General features: G+C 73.7%; 22 protein-coding genes and 1 tRNA gene. 8 read left to right on the top strand and 15 right to left on the bottom strand.

Translation table 11 applies throughout. The features are described 5' to 3' along the window. Positions 1–243: 243 nt before the first annotated feature. Positions 244–1764, top strand: coding sequence for a malate dehydrogenase (quinone) (gene mqo / locus NF338_RS10020; RefSeq protein WP_264030633.1), 1521 nt, complete (start codon positions 244–246; stop codon positions 1762–1764). A gap of 129 nt (positions 1765–1893) precedes the next feature. On the opposite strand, the gene NF338_RS10025 is transcribed toward mqo, so the two are convergent. Then, positions 1894–2289, bottom strand: coding sequence for a hypothetical protein (locus tag NF338_RS10025; RefSeq protein ID WP_264030634.1), 396 nt, complete (start codon positions 2287–2289; stop codon positions 1894–1896). A 90-nt stretch (positions 2290–2379) separates the two neighbouring features. On the opposite strand from NF338_RS10025, the gene NF338_RS10030 reads away from it, so the two are divergent. Continuing rightward, complete coding sequence (locus tag NF338_RS10030; RefSeq protein WP_264030635.1) at positions 2380–3333, top strand: helix-turn-helix domain-containing protein; 954 nt, start codon at positions 2380–2382, stop codon at positions 3331–3333. Positions 3334–3487: 154 nt separating this feature from the next. Further along, positions 3488–4597 (top strand): fatty acid desaturase family protein, encoded by a 1110-nt coding sequence (locus NF338_RS10035; RefSeq protein WP_264030636.1) that lies wholly within the window; start codon positions 3488–3490, stop codon positions 4595–4597. Positions 4598–4656: 59 nt separating this feature from the next. Here NF338_RS10035 and NF338_RS10040 read toward each other — a convergent pair whose 3' ends face one another. Beyond that, positions 4657–5487: a siderophore-interacting protein gene (locus tag NF338_RS10040; protein WP_264030637.1), complete on the bottom strand. Its 831-nt coding sequence runs from the start codon at positions 5485–5487 to the stop codon at positions 4657–4659. A 173-nt stretch (positions 5488–5660) separates the two neighbouring features. On the opposite strand from NF338_RS10040, the gene NF338_RS10045 reads away from it, so the two are divergent. Next, positions 5661–5879, top strand: a complete 219-nt coding sequence (locus tag NF338_RS10045; RefSeq protein WP_264030638.1) for an SCO4848 family membrane protein — start codon at positions 5661–5663, stop codon at positions 5877–5879. Here NF338_RS10045 and NF338_RS10050 read toward each other — a convergent pair. The 5 genes from NF338_RS10050 to NF338_RS10070 all read right to left on the bottom strand — a co-directional run bounded on the left by NF338_RS10050 (position 5866) and on the right by NF338_RS10070 (position 9930). Beyond that, complete coding sequence (locus NF338_RS10050; protein WP_264030639.1) at positions 5866–6741, bottom strand: RNA polymerase sigma-70 factor; 876 nt, start codon at positions 6739–6741, stop codon at positions 5866–5868. The two genes, NF338_RS10045 and NF338_RS10050, sit on opposite strands and share 14 nt — an antisense overlap. Continuing rightward, positions 6738–7331 (bottom strand): carboxymuconolactone decarboxylase family protein, encoded by a 594-nt coding sequence (locus NF338_RS10055; protein ID WP_264030640.1) that lies wholly within the window; start codon positions 7329–7331, stop codon positions 6738–6740. Before NF338_RS10055 ends, NF338_RS10050 begins: the two co-directional genes overlap by 4 nt. A gap of 107 nt (positions 7332–7438) precedes the next feature. After that, a complete protein-coding gene (locus NF338_RS10060; RefSeq protein WP_264030641.1) occupies positions 7439–7690 on the bottom strand; it encodes a hypothetical protein in 252 nt (83 codons plus the stop codon). Positions 7691–7699: 9 nt separating this feature from the next. Further along, a complete protein-coding gene (locus tag NF338_RS10065; RefSeq protein WP_264030642.1) occupies positions 7700–8980 on the bottom strand; it encodes an MFS transporter in 1281 nt (426 codons plus the stop codon). Continuing rightward, positions 8977–9930: a LysR family transcriptional regulator gene (locus NF338_RS10070; protein WP_264030643.1), complete on the bottom strand. Its 954-nt coding sequence runs from the start codon at positions 9928–9930 to the stop codon at positions 8977–8979. The genes NF338_RS10065 and NF338_RS10070 overlap by 4 nt, the downstream gene beginning before the upstream one ends. Before the next feature lie 166 nt (positions 9931–10096). Between NF338_RS10070 and NF338_RS10075 the strand changes: the two genes are divergently transcribed. The 3 genes from NF338_RS10075 to NF338_RS10085 all read left to right on the top strand — a co-directional run bounded on the left by NF338_RS10075 (position 10097) and on the right by NF338_RS10085 (position 12474). Continuing rightward, complete coding sequence (locus tag NF338_RS10075; RefSeq protein ID WP_264030644.1) at positions 10097–10957, top strand: aldo/keto reductase; 861 nt, start codon at positions 10097–10099, stop codon at positions 10955–10957. A 43-nt stretch (positions 10958–11000) separates the two neighbouring features. Next, entirely contained in the window at positions 11001–11933 is a 933-nt protein-coding gene (locus NF338_RS10080; protein WP_264030645.1) for an aldo/keto reductase, read from the top strand. A gap of 91 nt (positions 11934–12024) precedes the next feature. Beyond that, positions 12025–12474, top strand: a complete 450-nt coding sequence (locus NF338_RS10085) for a hypothetical protein (protein ID WP_264030646.1) — start codon at positions 12025–12027, stop codon at positions 12472–12474. Between the two features lie 95 nt (positions 12475–12569). Here the strand turns inward: NF338_RS10085 and NF338_RS10090 are convergent, their stop codons facing one another. Continuing rightward, complete coding sequence (locus NF338_RS10090; RefSeq protein ID WP_264030647.1) at positions 12570–13415, bottom strand: aldo/keto reductase; 846 nt, start codon at positions 13413–13415, stop codon at positions 12570–12572. A 132-nt stretch (positions 13416–13547) separates the two neighbouring features. On the opposite strand from NF338_RS10090, the gene NF338_RS10095 reads away from it, so the two are divergent. Continuing rightward, positions 13548–14564: an SH3 domain-containing protein gene (locus tag NF338_RS10095; RefSeq protein ID WP_264030648.1), complete on the top strand. Its 1017-nt coding sequence runs from the start codon at positions 13548–13550 to the stop codon at positions 14562–14564. 15 nt (positions 14565–14579) lie between these two features. Here the strand turns inward: NF338_RS10095 and NF338_RS10100 are convergent, their stop codons facing one another. From NF338_RS10100 to rsfS, 7 genes are all read right to left on the bottom strand, one after another. Further along, positions 14580–15920 (bottom strand): hypothetical protein, encoded by a 1341-nt coding sequence (locus tag NF338_RS10100; RefSeq protein ID WP_264030649.1) that lies wholly within the window; start codon positions 15918–15920, stop codon positions 14580–14582. 170 nt (positions 15921–16090) lie between these two features. Then, positions 16091–17476, bottom strand: coding sequence for an iron uptake transporter deferrochelatase/peroxidase subunit (gene efeB / locus NF338_RS10105; protein ID WP_264030650.1), 1386 nt, complete (start codon positions 17474–17476; stop codon positions 16091–16093). A gap of 19 nt (positions 17477–17495) precedes the next feature. Beyond that, positions 17496–18710 carry an iron uptake system protein EfeO gene (gene efeO, locus NF338_RS10110; RefSeq protein WP_264030651.1) on the bottom strand — a complete coding sequence of 405 codons (1215 nt, stop codon included), beginning with the start codon at positions 18708–18710 and terminating at the stop codon, positions 17496–17498. Then, a complete protein-coding gene (efeU, locus tag NF338_RS10115) occupies positions 18707–19582 on the bottom strand; it encodes an iron uptake transporter permease EfeU (protein WP_264030652.1) in 876 nt (291 codons plus the stop codon). The genes efeO and efeU overlap by 4 nt, the downstream gene beginning before the upstream one ends. A gap of 369 nt (positions 19583–19951) precedes the next feature. Beyond that, a tRNA-Ala gene (locus NF338_RS10120) sits at positions 19952–20024 on the bottom strand. 79 nt (positions 20025–20103) lie between these two features. Then, positions 20104–20784 carry a histidine phosphatase family protein gene (locus NF338_RS10125; protein WP_264030653.1) on the bottom strand — a complete coding sequence of 227 codons (681 nt, stop codon included), beginning with the start codon at positions 20782–20784 and terminating at the stop codon, positions 20104–20106. Continuing rightward, positions 20781–21227, bottom strand: coding sequence for a ribosome silencing factor (gene rsfS, locus NF338_RS10130; RefSeq protein ID WP_264030654.1), 447 nt, complete (start codon positions 21225–21227; stop codon positions 20781–20783). The genes NF338_RS10125 and rsfS overlap by 4 nt, the downstream gene beginning before the upstream one ends. Positions 21228–21239: the final 12 nt, after the last annotated feature.

A 21239-nucleotide genomic window follows, 5' to 3' on the forward strand; every position in this document is an offset into this window, starting at 1 on the left:
GGCGGATGGTGGACGCGGCACCGCCACCCACCCCGACCACCCCGGGCGACCACACGCCGTCGGGCACGGTGACCACGGCTCTACCTCGCGTGACCACGGCTCTACCTCGGCCGACGAGGGCGCCACGGTGTGGGTGAGACGTCCGTCCTGTGCCGGTCGGGACGTTCGTCCCGCGAAAGTGTGACGCACGCCCGTGACGGAACCCACACTTAGTGCACTCTTTCACAAGCGTAGAATCGGAGCGTGTCGAGTCGAGCGAGCAACCCCGCAAGCAGCGCAGACCAGATCGACGTAGCACTCATCGGCGGTGGCATCATGAGCGCCACGCTGGGAGCCCTCCTCAAGGTCCTGGAGCCTTCCTGGACCGTGCGCATCTACGAGCGTCTGGACGCCGTGGCGCAGGAGTCGTCGAACCCGTGGAACAACGCCGGGACGGGTCATGCCGCCCTGTGCGAGCTGAACTACACGCCGGAGAAGGCGGACTGCTCGATCGACATCACCAAGGCGGTGAAGATCAACGAGCAGTTCGAGGTGTCGCGCGAGTTCTGGCACCACCTGCTGACGACGGGCGCGCTGCCGCAGCCCGCGAGCTTCATCTCCCGCACGCCGCACATGACGTTCGTGCGCGGCGCGGAGAACGTCGACTACCTGCGCCGCCGGTTCGAGACGCTGCGCCAGCACCCGCTGTTCAGCGAGCTCGAGTTCAGCGACGACCCCGCCGTGATCGCCGAGTGGGCACCGCTCCTCGTCGCCGAGCGCGACGGCGACGAGCCGGTCGCGGCGACGCGCGCGACGAGCGGCACGGACGTCGACTTCGGCGCCCTCACGCAGCAGCTCGTCGACCACCTCGTCTCGCAGGGCACGCAGCTCTACCTCGAGCACGAGGTCAAGAACCTCAAGAAGACGAAGGACGGCCGCTGGCGCCTGACGGTCAAGGACCGCTCGTGGAACGCCCCGAAGCGGCGCTCGACCGTCGAGGCCCGGTTCGTGTTCGTCGGTGCGGGCGGTGGCGCGCTGCCGCTGCTCCAGGCCGCAGGCATCCCCGAGGCCAAGGGCTACGGCGGCTTCCCGATCAGCGGTGAGTTCCTGCGCACCGACAGCCCCGAGCTCGTCGCGCAGCACCAGGCCAAGGTCTACGGCAAGGCCGACGTCGGCTCGCCGCCCATGTCCGTCCCGCACCTGGACACGCGCGTCGTCGACGGCAAGACGTACCTGATGTTCGGCCCGTACGCCGGGTTCAGCCCCAAGTTCCTCAAGAAGGGCAAGTACCTGGGTCTGCTCACGTCGCTGCGGCTGCACAACATCGGCTCGATGCTCGGCGCCGGGCTCAAGAACATGGACCTCACCCAGTACCTGGTGGGGCAGCTCGTCGCGAGCCCGGAGACCAAGTTCACCGCCCTCCAGGCCTTCATGCCGACGGCGCACCCGAAGGACTGGGAGACCATCACCGCGGGCCAGCGCGTCCAGGTGATCAAGAAGGACGAGGACGGCAAGGGCGTCCTCGAGTTCGGCACCGAGGTCATCGCCGCGGGCGACGGCTCCATCGCGGGCCTGCTCGGCGCCTCGCCGGGCGCGTCGACCGCGGTCCCCGCGATGATCGACCTGCTCGAGCGCTGCTTCCCGGCCCGCTTCACCAAGTGGCGCCCCGAGCTCGCGACGATGATCCCGAGCCTGGGCCAGGCCCCGTGGGAGGCCGAGGAGCTCGAGGGCCTCGACCAGCTCACGGGTGGCGCGGACGTCGACGCCGTCGGCTCGCGGGCCTGACCACCGGCTGACGCCCCCACCCCCGACGACGGCCCGGACCTCCACGAGGTCCGGGCCGTCGCGCGTCTGCCGTCGCGTCACCGCCTCCGTGCGTCGGACGCGGCGCGTCCACCGCAGGTACCGACCGCGTCAGCGCGGGAGCGGCACGCGCCGGGACACGCTCGGCGACCGCCGGGTCGACGCCGGAGCCTCGGCGCGCGTCGCCGGTGCCGGGAGGGCGCCCCGGACGCCGTCGCGCACGGCGGGGTTCGGGACGACGCGCCGCAGCACGAGCTCGGCCGCGACCTCGTGCGGGTCGACGTGCCCGCCCTGCGCGTCCGAGCGCGAAGCCGCGGCCCGCAGGTCGGCGTCGAGGCGCTGCGCGTCCCGGTCCGACGGGTCGCCCCACGCACCGGCACCCGGCCACGCGCCGTCGGACCCCGCGGGGAACCACGGCCGCGCGGGGTCCTCGCGCCGCACCGCGAGCGCCGCCACGACCGGGCCGACGACGAGGAGAAGAACCACCACACCCCAGAAGATGTCCATGCCCCCACCCTTCCGCCGGAGGGCTCCGCCGACGAGTGGCAGGACTGACACCTCTCGACAAGATCCCGCCACGGGCGTAGCGTGCCGTGCATGGTGCACTCCGTCGCGGCCGTCGTGTGCGACGGCCTGGCCCCGTTCGAGTTCGGCGTCGTGTGCGAGGTGTTCGGCCTCGACCGGAGCGAGGACGGTGTCCCACGGTTCGACTTCCGCGTGTGCGGACCGGTCGCCGGGCGACCCGTGCGCACGTCGGTCGGCGCGCAGGTCGTCCCCGACCACGGGCTCGACGCGACGGACGACGTCGACCTCCTCATCGTCCCGGCGATCCGCATCGGCTCGCACTACCCGCCCGAGGTGCTCGACGCCGTCCGGCGCGCGTCCGAGCGCGGCGCGCTGCTGCTCAGCGTGTGCTCCGGCGTCTTCGTGCTCGCCGCGGCCGGAGTGATCGAAGGTCGGCGGGTCACGACCCACTGGATGCACGCCGAGGAGCTGCGCCGCCAGTACCCGAGCCTGGACATCGACCCGGACGTGCTGTTCGTCGACGACGGCAACCTCGTCACGAGCGCCGGGACCGCTGCGGGGATCGACGCGTGCCTCCACCTCGTGCGGCGCGAGCTCGGGGCCAAGGTCGCGAACACGATCGCGCGGCGCATGGTCGTGCCGCCCCAGCGCGACGGCGGGCAGCGCCAGTTCATCGAGCGCCCGGTCCCGGCGTGCGAGGAGGACTCGTTCGCCGAGCTGCTGGAGTGGATGACCGAGCACCTCGACGAGCCGCTGACGGTGCGGGACCTGGCGCGCCGCGCCCACACGTCGGAGCGCACGTTCGCGCGCGCGTTCGTCGCCCAGACGGGCACGACGCCGCTCGCGTGGCTCACGTCGCAGCGCGTGGGGCACGCGCAGTCCCTGCTCGAGGAGTCGACGCTGGACCTCGAGGAGGTCGCGCGGCGCAGCGGGTTCGGGTCGGCGGCGCTCCTGCGCCACCACTTCCGGCGCGCGGTCGGCATCACGCCGACGGAGTACCGCCAGACGTTCCGCTTCGCCGCCTGACGACGCCACGCCTCCGCCGGCTCCTGCGCGACTTCTTCACGACCCGCGCTCGCGTGCGCAACCTACGGTCCCGTAGGGTGGGGCCATCTGCAGCACGAGCACCCGCTCACCTCCGCGGCTGGGAAGTCGACACCGACACCCTGCGAGGCCGCACATGACCTCTGCCGCAGTGCGCCCGGGCTTCCGGGCCACCCGTCCCCGCACCGACGAGCCGGGCGCCGTCACCAGCACGTACAGCGCACTGTCGCGCACCGTGCGCGACGCCGGCCTGCTCCACCGCACGCACGGCTACTACCTGTGGACCCTCGCCGTGCTGACGCTCGCGCTCGGCGGTGCCGTCGCCGGCTTCGTCCTCCTCGGCGACTCGTGGTTCCAGCTCCTGATCGCCGGGGCGCTCGGCCTGATCTTCACCCAGTTCGCGTTCGTCGCCCACGAGGCGTCGCACCGGCAGGTCTTCACGTCGGGCCCGGCGAACGACCGTCTGGGACGCATCCTCGCGAACGGCGTCGTGGGGATCAGCCACTCGTGGTGGATGAACAAGCACACCCGCCACCACGCGAACCCCAACCAGCGCGGCAAGGACCCGGACATCGCCCCGGACGTCGTCGTCTTCCTCGACGAGGACGCCGCCGCCGCGAAGGGCTTCCGCTCCGTCATCAACCGCTACCAGGGGTGGCTGTTCTTCCCGCTGCTCACGCTCGAGGGCCTCAACCTGCACGTCCAGGCGTACCGCTCGCTCCTCGCGGGCGGCCGGACGCGCGGCAACGTCCGGGCCCGGGTCGTCGAGCTCGTGATCCTCACGCTGCGCCTGTCGCTCTACGTGGGCGCGATCTTCTGGTTCCTGCCGCTGGGCATGGCGTTCGCGTTCCTCGGCGTGCAGCTCGCCGTGTTCGGCGTCTACATGGGGGCGTCGTTCGCGCCGAACCACAAGGGCATGGCGATCATCCCCGAGAACACGAAGATCGACTTCCTGTCGAAGCAGGTCCTCACGTCGCGCAACATCCGCGGCGGCTGGTGGATGAACGTCCTCATGGGCGGGCTCAACTTCCAGATCGAGCACCACCTCTTCCCGAGCATGCCGCGCCCCCACCTCGCGCGGGCGCGCGAGATCGTGCGCGAGCACTGCGCGAACCTCGGTCTGCCGTACACGGAGACGAGCCTCGTGCAGTCCTACGGGATCGTGATCCGCTACCTCAACCGCGTCGGCCTCTCGGCGCGCGACCCGTTCGACTGCCCGATGTTCAAGCAGCTCCGCAAGGTCTGACCGAGGCGGCCGCTCGCCCGGCCACCCGGACCCCGCCCGACGACGCGCGGCCGGTCCGCTCAGGACGACGCGGCGTGCCCGTGGCGCCAGTACCCGACGAAGTCGACGTGCGTCTTGGGCACGCCGCGGTCGTTGACGAGGTGGCGGCGCACCCCGGTCGCGAGGGTCGACTCGCCCACCGCGTAGGCGTAGACGGGCCCGGAGGGCAGGTCGGCCGACCGGACGGCCTCGAGCGCCAGCGCGCCGGGCAGGAGCTCGTGCGGGTCGGCGCCCGCGGGCGCCGCACCCTCCCGCACGACCCAGCGGAGCTCGACCCCGGCCGGGACGCGGAACTCCTGCGCGTCCGCCGCCTCGGGGATCTCGACGATCGCGAGGCCGCGCGCGTCGTCGGGCAGCGACTCGCAGATGCCCGCGACGGCGGGCAGCCCGGTCTCGTCGGCGACGACGAGGGTCCAGTCGTGCGGGACGCGCGGGTTGTACCCGACCCCCTGGTCGAGCACCCCGACACGGTCCCCCGGCTGGGCGGACAGCGCGAACGACGACGCGGGTCCGGCGTCGCCGTGCACGACGAAGTCGACGTCGATCTCGCGCAGGTCGGGCCGCGCTGCACGCACCGTGTAGTTGCGGACCCAGGGCCGGCGCGCCTTGGGCGTCGCGAGGTACTGGACGTACCACAGGCCGGAGGTGCGCGTGGGCAGGCGCAGGGAGTCCTGGTCGTCGCGGGCGAGGAACAGCCGGAACCACTGGTCGAAGCCCATGGGCGTGAAGTGGTCCAGGTCCTCGCCGCCGAGGGTCACCCGCACGACGTTCGGGCTCACCCGCTTGGTGCCCACCACGCTCAGCGTGACGACGTGCGGGTCGGCGGGCTTGACCATCGTGAAGGTGGCCATCAGCGGCTCCTCGGGTGCGGCCCGGGCCTCCCGGGCGGACGACGGCCCCGCGACCACGGCGACCGAAGGCAAGGTTAGCCTCACCTACTGCTCGTCGTCGATGTGGTCGATCCCACACACCCCGCGCCGCTCCCCCGTCCCGGCACGCCGCTCTCCGCTGTCATGCTCGACGCGTGGAGCTCCCCGTCGCCTGGTCCGTCCTCCTGCTCGTCGCCGCCGCGTGGAACCTGCTCATCTGGCCGCGCTTCCTCCAGCGCATCGCCAAGGATCCCCGCTCGCGCGACGCCGACGGCCGCGCGACCCGCTTCCTCACGGTGCACGTCGTGCTCATCGCGGTCTCGCTCGTGCTGGCCGTCGCGGTCGGGGTGCTCGGCGTCCTCACGCTCGTCTGAGCCCGGCGAGCCGCTCCGGGTTCCGGAAGAGCAGGACGCGCACGACGCGCTCGCCGTCGTACTCGACGGTCGCGGCCATGGCGGGCTCCCCGCCGACCGTCCACACGCCGCCCAGCGCGCCGTTCACGAGCGCGGGCTCGAACGCCATCGCGGTCGTCTCGGGCTTCGCCGACAGGCCCACGAGCATCCGCGCCACCTTGTCCGCGCCCGTGACCGGCCGCAGCGCCGCGCGCGCCTTGCCGCCGCCGTCGCTCACCACGACGACGTCCGGCGCGAGGACCTCGACGAGCGCGGTCGTGTCGCCCGTCGCGCACGCGGCCATGAACCGCTCGACGGCGGCGCGCTGCGCGTCGTCGGGCGGCGTGAACCGCGGGCGCCGCGCCCGCACGTGCTCGCGCGCGCGGTGCGCGGTCTGGCGCACGGCCTCGGGCGAGCGGTCGAGGCCCTCGGCGATCTCGTCGTAGGGGACGTCGAACACCTCGCGCAGCACGAACACGGCACGCTCGAGCGGGCTCAGCGTCTCCAGCACGACGAGCAGCGCCATCGACACGTCCTCCGCGCGCTCCACCTGCAGCGCGGCGTCCGGCGTCGTGAGGAGCGGGTCGGGCAGCCACGACCCCACGTACGTCTCGCGTCGCGTCCGCAGCGTGCGCAGCCGGTCGAGCGCGAGCCGGGTCGTGACGCGCACGAGGTACGCGCGCGGGTCCAGGACGCCGGACCGGTCCGCCGACGACCAGCGCAGCCAGGCCTCCTGGACCACGTCCTCGGCGTCCGCGGCAGAGCCCGTCATCTCGTACGCGACCGCGAAGAGCAGACGGCGGTGTGCCGCGAACGGCTCGACGTGCGCGGCGCTCTCGCTCACCCGGCCAGCCTGCCAGCCGTGCCCGCGGTGCGCAGCCCGCCGCCGAGCGGGACCTCGCACCGGTCGCTGAAGCCCTGGCTGGACAGGCCGAGGGCGGCGTTGATCCGGCTGCGCAGGTTCTCCAGCGCCACGAAGGCGGTGAGCTCGACGAACGCGGGCTCGCCCAGGTCGTCGACCAGCGCGGCCGCGAGCTCGTCCGTCACCGTCGGCGGGGTCGCGGTGGCGGCCTCGGCGTACTCGAGCACGCGCCGCTCGACGGCGGTGTACGCGTCGCTCTCGCGCCACGCGGGCACGTCGTGGAGCTTGCGGGGGTCGACGTCCCCGTGCTCCGACTCCCAGTAGCCGAAGTCGACGCACCACGAGCAGCCGATCTGCACCGCGGACGCCATGACCGCGAGCGCCGACAGCGTCGGGTCGAGCGTCCGCCAGCGCGCGACGCCGGCCTCGAGGACGCAGTACGTCGTCGCGACGCGCGGGTTGTGCCCGACGGCGGCGAGCGGCTCGAGCACGGCGCCGTACCGGCGCCGTGAGAGCGCGGCGAGAGTGCGGTTGAGCAGGGTCCGGGGCGGGTCGAGCGAGATGCGGGCCACGAGGGTCTCCTTCCGTCAGCCGGCGCGGTGCGCGCCGGTCGTGCGCGGGGTCGACCATCCAGACGCGCGCCGCGGGGCGTACGTGACATGCCCGCGCGTGACCTGCGTCACGGCCGGTGGGCGCGCTTCTCGTTGCCCCGCCGGTAGTTTCCCGTCGCCCGGGCGAGCAGGAGCTGGACCTCGCCCTCGTCGTCGCGCGCCTCGGCCCGCTCCAGGGCCGCGACGAGCCGGTCGGCCGCCGCCCCTGCGACGGTGACGACGACGCGCCCGCCGCGCGCGACCCGGACGCGACCGTCCTTGGTCACCTGGTGGTCGAACGGGTTGGGGAACGGGTCGGGGGGTGCGGGGTCGCTCGACATCCCGCCACGCTAGGGCGCGTCCGACGGCACGCGCACGGCCTTTTGCCGGGCGCGCGGCGGCACGAGGTTCGCGAGCGGCGAGTAGCGGGGTACCCAGCGCGCGAGAGCCGCCGCGGAACCCGCGCCGAGGAGCGACGTCGCCCAGACGCCCGCCGCGAGCGACCCGAGGGCGGCCCCCGCCGAGAGCACGAGGGGCCCGAGCGCGTCGCCGGTGTCCTGGAAGAGCCGCCACACGCTGAGGAAGGTCGGGCGCACGTCCGGGGGCGCGACGTCGGCCCCGAGCGTCATGACGATGCCCGACCCCATCCCGTTGCCGACGCCGAGCAGCGCCGCGACGACCGTCACCGCGGCGACGGTGTGGGCGAAGGGCAGCAGCGCGAGGCCGAAGGCCATGGTGAGCATCGACGGCACGGCGACCCACAGGCGCCCGAACCGGTCCATGACCTTGCCCGCCGGGTAGAACAGCAGCATGTCCAGCGCGCCGGAGACGCCGAAGATCAGCGACGTCACCTCCGCGTCCAGCCCGAGGTGCTCGCCCCAGAGCGGGATGACGGTCTGGCGCGCCCCGCGGACCGCGCTCACGAGGAGGATCGCGACGCCGAGCGTCGCGAAGAGGCGCCGGTGCTCGCGCGCGACGGCGGCGATCGTGACGCGCGGGCCGCCCGCGGCGCGGCTCGCCCGGGACCGGGCCCGACCGTCACGCTCGCTGGCGTCCGGGCGCACGACGGTGAGCACCGCCACCGCGGCGAGCGCCGACCCGGCACCGAGCCAGTACGCGCCCCGCACGTCCGTCGCCGCGATGACGGCGGCCCCGGCGAACGGGCCGAGGAACAGGCCGATGCGGTGCACGCCCGCGAGCGTGGACAGGACGCGAGCCCGCCGCAGGGGCGGGGTGATCTCCGTGAGGTACGCCTGCCGGGCGAGGTTGAAGACGGCGGTCGACGCCCCGAGCGCGAGCACGCCCGCGGCGAGGCCCCCCAGGCTCGGCGTGAGCGCGATCGTCGTGAAGGCGGCTGCTGCGACGCCGCCCGCGAGGAGCATCGCCGCGCGGTCGCCGAGCCGCTGGGCGAGGGCCCCGGCCGGGAGGTCGAACAGGATCTTGCCGATCGGGACGAGCGCGGCGACGAGACCCGCGACCGTGAGGCTCGCGCCGCGCCCGGTCGCGGTGACCGCGACGACGGGCAGCATCGCGCCGATGCCGATCTCGAGGACGAGCGTCGGGACGAACGCGCCGAGGACGACGCTGCGGAGCGGGAAGAGCGGCGCGTCGGTGCCCGCCGGGGCGGTCACCGCACCTCCGCCGCGACCTCGACGCCCACCGGCTCGCCGTCGGGTCGCGCCACCTCCACCCCGCGGCACGCGGGGGCGTCGGCGAGGAGCTCCAGGAGCTGGGGCGCGGCGGACGCCGTGCTGTCCCAGCGCCCGGTCACGACGGAGACGACCCAGCTCGGTGCGCCGCCCTCCGGCAGCGCGAGCGTGACGAGGCGCTCGGCCTGCGGCTTCGCGGCGACGTGGCGGGGCACGAGGGCGATGCCGAGGCCGCGGTCGACGAGCTCGAGGAGCGTGTGCACGTCGTTGACCGAGCAGCGCACGCGCCGGTGGACGCCGTGCGCCGCGCACGTCGCGTCGTTGACGGGGCGCGCGCCCCAGGACGGGTCGAAGTCGACGAACTCCTGGCCGGAGAGGTCGGCCCAGTCGACCCGGCCGCGCGTGGCGAGCGGGTGCTCCGGCGCGCACACGAGCACGAGCGGCTCGCTGCCCAGCACGGTCTGCGACAGCGAGCCCAGGTGCTCGGTGGTCGCGACGAACGCGACGTCGAGGTCGCCCTCGCGCACGCGCGCGAGCAGGTCGTGGGAGCCGGCCTGTGCGAAGTGGATCTCCACCTGCGGGTAGCGGCGGTGGAAGCGCTCGAGCAGCGTGGTGACGTCGAGGACGCCGAGGCACTGCTCCGACCCGACGCGCAGCGAGCCGGACAGGGCGCGCGTCGCGCGGACGACCGCGTCGCGACCGGCGGCCGCCTGCGCGAGCATGGACCGTGCGTGCGGCAGCAGCGCCAGGCCCGCCTCGGTGGGCTCGACGCGGCGCGTCGTCCGCGTGAACAGGCTCGCGCCGAGCTCCTCCTCGAGGCTGCGGACCGCGGCGGACAGGCCCGACTGCGAGACGCCGACGAGCTGGGCGGCCCGGGTGAACTGGCGCTCGTCCGCGAGCGCGACGAGGTACTCCATCTGACGAAGATCCATTGACCACTCACACTTCTCTATATGACAACTACTAGTTGTTGGACTTCTAGGTTATCGCTTCCTAGGCTCGAGCAGTCCCGGTCGGTCGTCTCGCACCGCCCGGCGCCCCGCCCTCGCAGGCGGGCGACGTCCCCCTTCCTACCCCTGAACCGTGAGGAAGTCCCCCATGCAGCAGCGCACTCTCGGATCCCGGACGGTCTCCGCGATCGGTCTCGGCGGCATGCCGATGTCGATCGAGGGGCGACCGGACGAGGCCCGCTCCGTCGCGACGGTCCACGCCGCGCTCGACGCCGGCGTCACGCTGATCGACACGGCCGACGCCTACCACCTGCACGCCGACGAGGTCGGGCACAACGAGGAGCTCATCGCCCGCGCGCTGCGCTCCTCCGGCCGCGACACCTCCGACGTCCTCGTCGCGACCAAGGGCGGCCACCTGCGCCCCGGCGACGGCTCCTGGACGCGCAACGGCGACCCGACCTACCTCAAGCAGGCCGCGAAGGAGTCCGCGCGCCGGCTCGGGGTCGACGCGATCGGGCTGTACCAGTTCCACCGCCCCGACCCCGAAGTCCCGTACGCGGACTCGGTCGGCGCGCTCGTCGAGCTGCTCGACGAGGGCGTGATCCAGCTCGCCGGGATCTCCAACGCCGACGTGGGCCAGATCGACCTCGCGCACCAGCTCCTCGACGGGCGCCTGGCTTCGGTACAGAACCAGTTCTCGCCCCGCTTCCGGTCGAGCCAGGGCGAGCTCGACCACTGCGCGGCGCTCGGCGTCGCGTTCCTGCCGTGGAGCCCGCTCGGCGGCATCGCGAACGCCGCGGAGCTCGGCGCACGCCACGCCGTCTTCCAGGAGGTCGCCGACGCGCACGGCGTGAGCGTCTACCAGGTCACGCTCGCGTGGGAGCTCGCGCTCGCACCCGTCGTGATCCCCATCCCCGGCGCCTCGCGGCCGGAGTCGATCCGTGACTCCGCCGCCGCCGCCGACCTCGTCCTGACCCCGGAGGAGGTCGCGCGGCTCTCCGCCGCGTGACGACCTGCCGGAACCCACCAACCCCCGCGAAGGAGCTCCACCGATGAAGACCTTCACCCTGCCCGCCACCGACCTCGTCGTGCCGAACGTCGTCCTCGGCCTCATGCGCATCCAGGACAAGACCGACGACGAGGTCCGCACGCTCGTGCGCACCGCCCGCGACGCCGGCATCACGTTCCTCGACCACGCCGACGTGTACGGCACCGACCTGCACGGCTGCGAGCGCCGCTTCGCCGAGGCGCTCGACCTCTCCGCCGCCGAGCGCACGGAGTGGGTCATCCAGTCCAAGGCCGGGATCGTGCGCGAGGGCCCGTACTTCGACTACTCGTACGAGCACCTCGTCGCCTCGGTCGAGGGCTCGCTCGACGCGCTGCGCACGGACTACCTCGACATCCTCCTGCTGCACCGGCCCGACGCCCTCGTCGAGCCCGAGGAGGTCGCGCGCGCGTTCGCCGACCTGCACGCCGCGGGCAAGGTGCGCGCGTTCGGGGTGTCCAACCACACGCCGGGCCAGATCGAGCTGCTGCGCCGGTACGTGGAGCAGCCGATCGTCGCGAACCAGCTCCAGCTCTCGATCACGCACGCGCCGATCGTCGCGCAGGGGGTCGCGTCGAACATGCAGGGGCTGGACCAGTCGATCAGCCGCGACAGCGGGATCCTCGACTACTGCCGCCTGCACGACATCACGGTCCAGGCGTGGTCGCCGTTCCAGGCGGGGTTCTTCACCGGCGTCTTCCTGGGTTCGGAGAAGTACCCCGAGCTCAACGCCGTGATCGACCGTCTCGCCGCCCGCTACGACGTGCCGCCCATCGCGATCGCCACCGCCTGGATCACGCGGCACCCGGCACGGATGCAGGTCGTGCTGGGCACGACGAGCCCGGAGCGCGTCGCCGGCGCGGCCCTCGGCTCGGAGGTGCCGCTCACGCGCGCCGAGTGGTACGAGCTGTTCCGCGCCGCGGGCTACACCGTCCCCTGACGGTCGTGCCGCGGCGAGCGCCCCGGACCCCGTGCCGAAGGTCACGCACGGGCCGTCCGGGCCGCCCGCCGCGGCGGTCTAGGCTCGTGCCGTGGCAACCTTCTCGGCAGTGACCCGGCAGCACATCCTCCAGGCGATCGCGGACTGGGACGACCGGGGCCGGGACGCGTTCCTCGGGGTCTACGGGTTCACGGCGACCCCGGGCACGCCGCTCCTCCACGAGGACCGGGCGTACGACGCCCAGGCGATCCTCGGCGTCGCGCACCGGTACGCGACCGGGCGCGTGGCGACGGCCGAGGAGTTCCGCAACAGCCCCGTCGGCGTCGCCGACCTGCTGCGCAAGCGCGGGTTCGACGTACCCGGCGCCGCGCCCGCGGCGCCGGTGCCCGCGCGCCGGACCGCGGCGAAGGCCACGACCGCTCCCCGCACGCCCCGGCGCACGACGACGCCGCGCGCGTCCGAGCCCGAGAAGCCGCCGGCCGTGTGCCCCACGTGCTTCACGGTGCTGCCCGCGACGGGCATCTGCGACGACTGCGGCTGACCGGGTCTCCCCCAACGCACGACGAGGGGCGCCGTCCGGACGGACGGCGCCCCTCGTCGTGCTGCGAGTGCCCGCGGGGGCCGCGGGCTAGCGGGTCAGTTGACCTCGGACGGGTGCGCGCTCACGCGGCCCGAGCCGTCGCCCGTGTCGAGGGCGTCGATCGCGGCGACCTCGTCGGCGGTGAGCTCGAACCCGAAGAGGTCGAAGTTCTCCGCCATGCGCTCCTTGCGCGACGACTTGGGGAACACGATGAAGCCGCGCTGCAGGTGCCAGCGCAGGACCGCCTGCGCGGGGGTCACCCCGTGGGCGGTCGCGGCGTCGACGACGGCCTGCCGCTCGAACAGCGGGTACTTGCCCTGGCCGAGCGGGCCCCAGGCCTCGATCTTCGTGCCGTTCGCGTCGGCCCACGCGAGCACGTCGCGCTGCTGGTAGGCCGGGTGCAGCTCGATCTGGTCGACGGCGGGAACCACGCCCGTGTCCGCGACGATCCGGTCGAGGTGCTCGGGCAGGTGGTTCGAGACGCCGATCGAGCGCGCCAGGCCGGCGTCACGGATCTCGATGAGCTTGGCCCACGCGTTCGTGTACTGGTCCTGGGCGGGCGCCGGCCAGTGCGTGAGGTAGAGGTCGACGAACTCGAGGCCGAGCTTGTCGAGGCTCTCGCGGATCGCGTCGTGCGGCTGCTCGCCGGACTGACGGTCGTTCCAGAGCTTCGTCGTGACGAACAGCTCGTCGCGCGCGACGCCGCTCTTCGCGATCGCGGCGCCGACGCCCTCCTCGTTGCGGTAGATCGCGGCCGTGTCGAGGTGGCGGTAGCCGACCTCGAGGGCCTCGCTCACGGCCTTCTCGGCCTCGTCCGGCGGTACGAGGAAGACGCCGAAGCCGAGCTGGGGGATGGTGTGCCCGGAGTTGAGCGTCACGGTCGGGACAGAGGGAACGGTCATGCCCTCCAGCCTAGGAACCGGGCGTCCGGCCGTCCAACGACTGCCGGTGGTGCGACTCAGCGCTCCCGCTCATGAGTCCCTGACCTGCTACGCGGGATCCGGGCTGGACTTTGTAGATCACGGTTTGGTTACATGGGCGCGGTCCTGACCACGAACGAACCGGAGCGCACCATGTCCCGAGGCCGCCACAGCGCAGCCCCCGCAGCGCCCGCGCGCGCGTTCCGGCTCCCGGCCCTGCCCGCTCTCCCGGCACTCCCGGCACGCGCCCTCAAGCTCCCGGCGCTCGCTCTGGTCGGGCTGCTCGGCGCAGGCGTGGTCGGCGCGGGCCCCCAGCCCGCCGAGGGCAACCCTGACCTCGCGCCGCTGAGCGTCGAGCCGACAGCCGGGTCGACCGTGGAGCGCGGCACCGGTGCCGCCAGCCGGTCCGCCGCGCGCGTCGCTCCGCCCGCCGCGACGCAAGAGTCCCCGCTCGTCGAGACGGCGGCGCAGATCACGGTCGTGCCGGCCGCCGAGGCCGCCCCGCCGGCCCCGGTCGTCCCCGCCGCCATCGGTCAGCTCTGGACGACCGACGCCGTCAACGTCCGCACCGGGCCGTCGGCCGACGCCGAGCGTGTCGCGACCGCCGCGTTCGCCACCGCCGTCGACGTCACCGGGGCGACCGAGGGCGAGTGGAGCCAGGTCGTGTGGGGCGGCGCGGCGGCCTGGATCAAGTCGAGCTTCCTCGCGGACTCCCAGCCCGAGGCTCCGGCGGCGACCACCGCGAGCGGCGGGTCGGGCGCGAGCGGGATCTCCGACGCCGCGTGCTCGGTGAGCTCCGGGATCGAGTCGTCGCTCCGGTCCAACGCCCGAGCGGTCTACCGGGCGGTGTGCGCGATCTTCCCGCAGGTGACCTCCTACGGCGGGATCCGGCCGGGCGACAGCGGCGACCACGGCACGGGCCGCGCCCTGGACATCATGATCACGGGCGAGACGGGCTGGGAGATCGCCCGCTACCTCCAGGCCAACGCCGGGGCGCTCGGGATCACCTACCTCATCTACCAGCAGCAGATCTGGATGGCCGGAGACCCCGCGAGCGCGTGGTCCGGCATGGAGGACCGCGGCGGCACGACCGCGAACCACTTCGACCACGTGCACGTCAGCACGTCGTAGGTCCGCGACCGCCCGTCACGGCACGACGTTCGAGAACAGCCTCCTCCCCAGGGCGTCCACGTCCGACCCGTCACGGGTCAGGCCCACGTAGCCGCTGCGCTCGACGACGAAGACGTCGGACGGGACCGCGGCCGTCAGCCGCGACACCCAGGAACGCTCATGGGAGTGGGCGACCACCTGGACGCCGTCGGCGACCAGCCGCAGCACCACGTCGACGAGCCCGGGGTGCGCGGGCAGCGGTGCAGGACCATCCTCGTCGCCGTACCGGGCATCCTCAGGAGCCGACCCGCCCGAGAGCTTGAGCGACCTGAGCCGCGGCAGCCCTGTGAGGAACGCGCCGTCGGCGCCGTCGAGGCTCAGCGACAGCCGCTCGACGGCGGTGTCTCGCAGCGCGGTGAGGTCGGCACCCCGGGTCGTACCGACCAGGCGCAGCTCCGTGAGCGCGGGCAGCTGCGCCAGCGCCTCGACGCCCGTGATGCCGGGTCCACCAGTGACGTTCACGTGCAGCCGCCGGAGCTCGATGCACTCCGCCAACGGCGCGAGGTCCGCGCGCTCGACGAGGACCATGCCGAGGCCCGTGAGTCCCTGCACCGCGCCGATGCCCTCGACGGTCGAGCACGCACCAAGCTGGAGGATGGCATCCCCGGGGCGGAACATCGCCGCGGCGAACTCCCGCCGGTCGAACCTCCCCCACGCGCGGTGCAGCTCCGCGAGCTCGACGTCGGGATAGCCGTCGCGCGCGTACCCGGCGAGCACCTCGAGCGCCGCCGGGGTGGCGATGCTCCCCAGCGCCCGGAGGGCGACCCGCCGCTCGGCCGCCCGCTGCCCCGGGCGTGCAGCGAACCACCGGGCATCCGCGCCAGGATGCCCGGCGAGCCACCTCCCCACCTGAGCCAGCTTCTCGGGGAGCACGGGGACGTCGTCCCCGGCGGGCGCAGGCGGCGAGCTGGGGGCAGCAGGGGACGAAGGCGCGGACCCCGACGCCGCCGCGTGCTTCGCGACGGCCCGGCGGATCGTCGCGACCTTCGGAGCACCCCGCTCGGCGGTCTCCGCCGGGAGCCGGTCGAGGACGGTCACGTCCGCCCGGGCCGCGAGCGCGAGGAGCGCCCAGAGCGCCCGCGCGTCGAGGGCACCCGCGAGGCTCGACGCGTCGAGGCCGGCGGCCGCCCCGACGTCCGGGTCCTCGAACACCCGCAGGGCAGCTCGCTCCAGCGCGGGATCGCTCGGGAGCCGCGAGGCGCCCTTGACCGCGTTGGGCTGGTTCGAGTTCCGCTCGAACCGGGCCAGCAGCTGCTCCGCCCGCTCTGCGCCCACAGCATCCGAGAGCGCGGCGAGGACGTCCGTCGAGCCCGGCATGGGAGCCTCCGTTCACTGCACAGGGGGGTCAGGGCGGTACCGAGCTCCGACGGCACCGACACCGTGAGCGGTGTCCTCGCGACCCTATCGGTCCCGTCCGCGGCCCGAACGCTCACGAGCACGTGACCCGACGACCACCGCCCTCGTCGCGCGGACTCGCACGGCGCCGGTCACGCGAAGAGCTCCTGGCCGATGAACGCGGTGCTCGTGCCGTCGAGGAGGCCGGCGTCGTCGCGGACGCCCGCCGGGACGGCCCAGATCCCCGAGCCCGTGTGGCGCAGGTACTCCATCATGGGGTCGTCGCGCGACAGGGTCGTCTGCATCGGGACGTACTGCGTCGCGGGGTCACGTACGTAGGCGAGGAAGAAGAGCCCGGCGTCGAGGCGCCCGAGGCCGTCCGAGCCGTCGGTGTAGTTGTAGCCGCGGCGCAGCATCCGCGCCCCGGCGTTGCGCGTGGGGTGCGCGAGCGCGACGTGCGCCGACGGATCGATGAGCGGCTCGTCGCCGCGGCCCGTGACCGTGAAGTCGGGCTCGGTGAACTCGTCGCCGCCGGAGAGCGGCGCACCCGAACCCTTGGTGCGCCCGACGATCGCCTCCTGCTCGCGCAGGGGCGCCCGGTCCCACGTCTCGATGGTCATGCGGATACGCCGGGCGACGAGGAAGGACCCACCGGCGAGCCAGTCCGCCGCCGGGTCGTCGCCGGGCGCGACCCACACGTGCTCGTCCAACGCCTCGCTCTCCTCGGCCTTGACGTTCGCCGTGCCGTCCTTGAACCCGAACAGGTTGCGCGGCGTCGCCTGCGCGGTGGACGTCGACGACGTGCGGCCGTACCCGAGCTGGCTCCACCGGACGCTCGCGGTCCCGAACGCCAGGCGTGCGAGGTTACGGATCGCGTGCACCGCGACCTGCGGGTCGTCGGCGCATGCCTGGACCGCGAGGTCTCCCCCGCAGCGCGCCTCCTCGAGCGCGTCCGCCGGGAAGTGCGGCAGGTCCTGGAGCAGCGCGGGCCGACGCCCGTCGAGCCCGAACCGGTCGACGCCGTCGACCGTGCGGAACAGCGACGGCCCGAACCCGAACGTCAGGGTGAGGTTCGACGCGGGCAGCTCCTGCGCCTCCCCGGTGTCGTCGGGCGGCGCGTCGTAGGGCCCGGACACCGGCCCGAACGTGCCCGCCGGCAGGCCGCGCGTCATGCGCGCCGCCGCGGCGGTCCACGCCGTCAGCAGCGCGACCAGGTCGTCGCGCGACGTCGTCGTGAGGTCCCACGTGGCGAAGTGGAGCCGGTCCTGCGCGGGCGTCGCGACGCCCGCCTGGTGCGCACCCGCGAACGGGACGACGTCGTCCGGCCCGACGGCCGCCGTCGGGCCCGAGGGCGCGTCCGTCGCACGGGCCGCCGCGAACCCGCCCGCGGCCCCGGCCGCGAGCAGTCCCGCGCCCGCCGCGCCCAGGAGGGAGCGACGGGAGAGGCGCGGCGACGCGCCCTGCGGCTCGGGCGACCCGCCCTCCGGGGTCCGGGGCCCGGCGGGCTCCCCTGGCACGGGCGTCTCGGGCTGGGTCATCGCACGCTCACGTCCATGGTCAGAGGACGACCGCGGCGGTGAGCTGCGACAGCGGCTCGCTCAGCGCGTCGACGCCGTCGGCGAGCGTCTTCACCTGCTCGGCCGTGAGGTCGGTGTAGAGCACGAACCCGTCGCCGTCGCGGTACCGGTCGAGCTCCTCCTGGAGCGCGGCGAACCGGGCGTCGAGGTCGTCGGCGAGGTCGGCGTCCTTCGCGAGGACGACGTCGCGCAGGCCGTCGTACGCGACCTTCGCGCCGTCGACGTTCGCCTGGAAGTCCCACAGGTCGGTGTGCGACCAGATCTCCTCCTCGCCCGTGACCTTGCCCGTGGCGACCTCGTCGAGCAGACCCTTGGCCCCGTTGCCGATCGCGGCGGCGTCGATCTGCTCGGCGAAGGACGCCTCGTGCGTGCGGTCGTAGAGCTCCTGCGTGTCGGCGAGCAGCAGGTCGGCGTACTGTGCACGCTGCGCGTCGGTGAGCGGGGCGTACTCCGCGCCGCCGTTCGCGTCCGGGGCCGGCGGCCACAGGTCCTTCTCCAGCAGGTGCCAGCCCGTCCACTCCTGACCCGCCTCGAGGTCGGCCTCGCGCAGGTCCATGCGCGGGTCGAGGTCGCCGAACGACTCCGCGACCGGCTCGATCCGCTCCCAGTGCACGCGGACCGGGGCGTAGAGCTCGCGCGCCGCGTCGTCGTCGCCCGCCGCGTAGGCGTCGACGAACTCCTGGGTCCCCGTGAGGAGCTGCTCGGTCTGGTCCTTGACGTACGCGACGTAGTTGGTCGCCGCGGCCTGGACCTGGTCGGCGACCTCGCCCGTCGGCTCGACGACGGCGCCCGAGTCCGTGACCGTGAAGTCGGCCCGGATGCCGTCTCCGACCATGCCCGGCTTGCACGCCGTGACGTACGAGCCGGGCTTCGCGGTGAGGACCAGGTCGCGGGTGATGCCGGGGCCGATGTTCTCGACCTCGGACACGATGCGCAGGCCGTCCTCGGCGAGCAGGTAGAACTCCGTGACCCGGCTCCCGTCGTTCGTCACCGAGAACACCAGGTGGCCCGACGGCGCCTCGGCCGCCGACACGTCGCACGCGTCGTCCGTCGAGCTCACCGTGAGCGCCGTCGGCCCGTCTGCCCCGGGGCTCGTCGCACCCGCCGGGTCGTTCGGCGTGCAGGCCGCGAGGGGGACGAGCAGGACGGCGGCAAGCAGCGGCGCGGCTGCGCGCGGGGCCGGGGTGCGGGTCATCGGTCTCCTCCGAGAGGTGCGGTGTTCGTGACGGGTACGGGCGCGGGCTTCGCCGGTGCGCCGGGGGACGGCCCGAACCACACGGTCCGGACGAAGAAGAACAGGGTGGGCAGCAGGTAGAGCCACCAGGCCGCGAGCTCGAGCCAGGTCGTGGCGGGCGAGAAGTTGAAGACGCCCTTGAGCACCGTGCCGTACCAGCTCGACGGCGGGACCTGCGCCGACACGTCGAACGCCAGGTTGCCCAGCCCCGGCAGGATGCCCGCCTCCTGGAGGTCGTGGACCCCGTAGGAGAGCACGCCCGCGGCGACCACGATGAGGAACAGCCCGGTCCAGGCGAAGAAGAGCCGCAGGTTCAGGCGGAGCGCCCCACGGTAGACGGCCCACGCGAGCCCGACCGCGACGGCGATGCCGAGCACGGCGCCCAGCAGGGGCCGGGTGGTCGCCCCGGTCGCCTGGGCGCCGGCCCACAGGAACAGCGCGGTCTCGAGCCCCTCGCGCCCGACGGCGAGCATCGCCATGACGACGACGGCCCACCGGCCTGCGGCGATCGCGTCGTCGAGCTTGTGCTGCAGGTCCGCCTTGAGGTGCCGCGCCGTGCGACCCATCCAGAAGATCATCCAGGTGATGAGCCCGACGGCGAGGATCGAGAGCGTGCCGCCGATCGCCTCCTGCGCCTCGAACGACAGCCCTTGGGGGCCGAACGTGAGCGCCGCGCCGAAGCCGAGGGAGACCAGCACGGCCACGCCGACGCCGGACCACAGCGCCGGGAGCAGGTCGCGGCGCCCGGTCTTGACCAGGTACGCGACGAGGATGGAGACGACGAGCGACGCCTCGAGCCCCTCGCGCAGACCGATGAGGAAGTTCGCGAACACGGATCCTGACCCTCCGGGACGTCCCGAGTCCTGGAGCAGGGGTACGGGAACCGATCGTTCAGGCCGCGCGTTATTAGGCCAGCCTGTGCTAACTCCGCAGATGCTACTCCTCGCCGCCGTCGGCTCCGACCCCATGGACCCGATGCGGACCGCCGCGGCCGTGATGGTCGTCACAGCGATCACCACGGCGGTCGTCGCCGGGTGCTGTGCGCGGGTGCCCTCACCGTGCTGCTCGTCACGTGGTTCCTCGGCGCGCCGACGACGCTGTCGACCCGGCGTCGCGCGAGTAGGCCGGTCGCTGCCCTGGAACGACGAAGGCCACGTCCGATCCCTCTGCGGGATCCGACGTGGCCTTCGACCGTTGACGGGTGGAGCTGAGGGGACTCGAACCCCTGACCCCCTGCATGCCATGCAGGTGCGCTACCAGCTGCGCCACAGCCCCGTGGATCTGCGAAGATCCTGGTCAAACACTGGATGAACACTCTGCTGAGCGGTTTCCCGTCCTGCGGAGCGTCGCTAGTCTACGCAGAAACCGGCTCCAGATTCCAATCCGGTCCCGCGTTCCACTCGTCGAGCGGGAACCCGGCGCCGACGTTGTGCGCCACGAGGCGCCACGCGGGCGTCGCAGCGGGCGCGGAGCGGTGCAGGTGGGACCAGTGGACGTTGTGCAGGCCGGAGATCCCGCGCCACCCCTCCGGGTCCAGCCCGAGCAGCGCGGTGACGGCGAGCGTGATCGCGGCGCCGTGAGACACGACGACGAGCGTGTCGTCGTGCTCCAGCGCCTCGACGTGCTCGGTGACGGCCTCCACGAGGCGCGCGGCGACGGCGGCCTTGGTCTCGGCGCCCGCGCGCGTGGGCTCCTCGCCCCGGCGCCACGCCGTGTACTCCTCGGGCCACCGCTCGGCGATCTCCGGGCCCGTCAGGCCCTCCCACTCCCCGAACCCGCGCTCGCGCAGCCGCGGGTCGAGCAGGACCTCCGCGCCGATCGCGCCCGCGTACGCGCGCGCGGTGTCGGTGGCCCGCACGAGGTCCGACGCGACGACGCGCGTCGCGCGGTGCGCGCTCGCGAGCGCCTTCGCGCCGTGCTCGGCCTGCCACTGCCCGACGCCGTCGAGCGGGATGTCGACCTGGCCCTGCAGGCGCATCGCGGCGTTGTACGCCGTCCGGCCGTGGCGCAGGAGGACGAGCGTGCCGGCGGTCACGCCAGGGGCTCCCCCGAGAGGCGGATGGCGCCGTCGCCGCGGGTCGTGTCGTCGGCGTCGCCAGCCGTGCCGTCGCCACCGCGCGCGTCCTCGGGGAGCTCGACGACGGGGCAGTCCTTCCACAGGCGCTCGAGCGCGTAGTAGACGCGGTCCTCGGAGTGCTGCACGTGCACGACGACGTCGCCGAAGTCGATGAGGACCCAGCGGGCCTCCTGCTTGCCCTCGCGACGGATCGGCTTGGACCCCGCCTTGAACATCGCCTCCTCGACCGCGTCGACGATCGCCGAGACCTGGCGCTCGCTCGACCCCGACGCGATGAGGAACACGTCCGTGAGGACGAGCTGCTCGCTCACGTCGAGCGCGATGATCTCCTCGGCCTTGCGGTCGGACGCCGCCCGCGCCGCGATGACGGCGAGCTCTACGGCTCGTTCGGTGGCAGTCACGTGTCTCCGTTC

The sequence above is a fragment of the Cellulosimicrobium sp. SH8 genome (assembly GCF_025818875.1).
GTDB lineage: Bacteria > Actinomycetota > Actinomycetes > Actinomycetales > Cellulomonadaceae > Cellulosimicrobium > Cellulosimicrobium cellulans_D.

Coding starts and splice junctions, on each gene's coding strand:
- NF338_RS10025 (WP_264030634.1), bottom strand. CDS start 2,289: ATGGACATCTTCTGGGGTGTGGTGGTTCTTCTCCTCGTCGTCGGCCCG.
- NF338_RS10030 (WP_264030635.1), top strand. CDS start 2,380: ATGGTGCACTCCGTCGCGGCCGTCGTGTGCGACGGCCTGGCCCCGTTC.
- NF338_RS10035 (WP_264030636.1), top strand. CDS start 3,488: ATGACCTCTGCCGCAGTGCGCCCGGGCTTCCGGGCCACCCGTCCCCGC.
- NF338_RS10040 (WP_264030637.1), bottom strand. CDS start 5,487: ATGGCCACCTTCACGATGGTCAAGCCCGCCGACCCGCACGTCGTCACG.
- NF338_RS10060 (WP_264030641.1), bottom strand. CDS start 7,690: ATGTCGAGCGACCCCGCACCCCCCGACCCGTTCCCCAACCCGTTCGAC.
- NF338_RS10070 (WP_264030643.1), bottom strand. CDS start 9,930: ATGGATCTTCGTCAGATGGAGTACCTCGTCGCGCTCGCGGACGAGCGC.
- NF338_RS10075 (WP_264030644.1), top strand. CDS start 10,097: ATGCAGCAGCGCACTCTCGGATCCCGGACGGTCTCCGCGATCGGTCTC.
- NF338_RS10080 (WP_264030645.1), top strand. CDS start 11,001: ATGAAGACCTTCACCCTGCCCGCCACCGACCTCGTCGTGCCGAACGTC.
- NF338_RS10090 (WP_264030647.1), bottom strand. CDS start 13,415: ATGACCGTTCCCTCTGTCCCGACCGTGACGCTCAACTCCGGGCACACC.
- NF338_RS10095 (WP_264030648.1), top strand. CDS start 13,548: ATGGGCGCGGTCCTGACCACGAACGAACCGGAGCGCACCATGTCCCGA.
- NF338_RS10100 (WP_264030649.1), bottom strand. CDS start 15,920: ATGCCGGGCTCGACGGACGTCCTCGCCGCGCTCTCGGATGCTGTGGGC.
- efeB (WP_264030650.1), bottom strand. CDS start 17,476: ATGACCCAGCCCGAGACGCCCGTGCCAGGGGAGCCCGCCGGGCCCCGG.
- efeO (WP_264030651.1), bottom strand. CDS start 18,710: ATGACCCGCACCCCGGCCCCGCGCGCAGCCGCGCCGCTGCTTGCCGCC.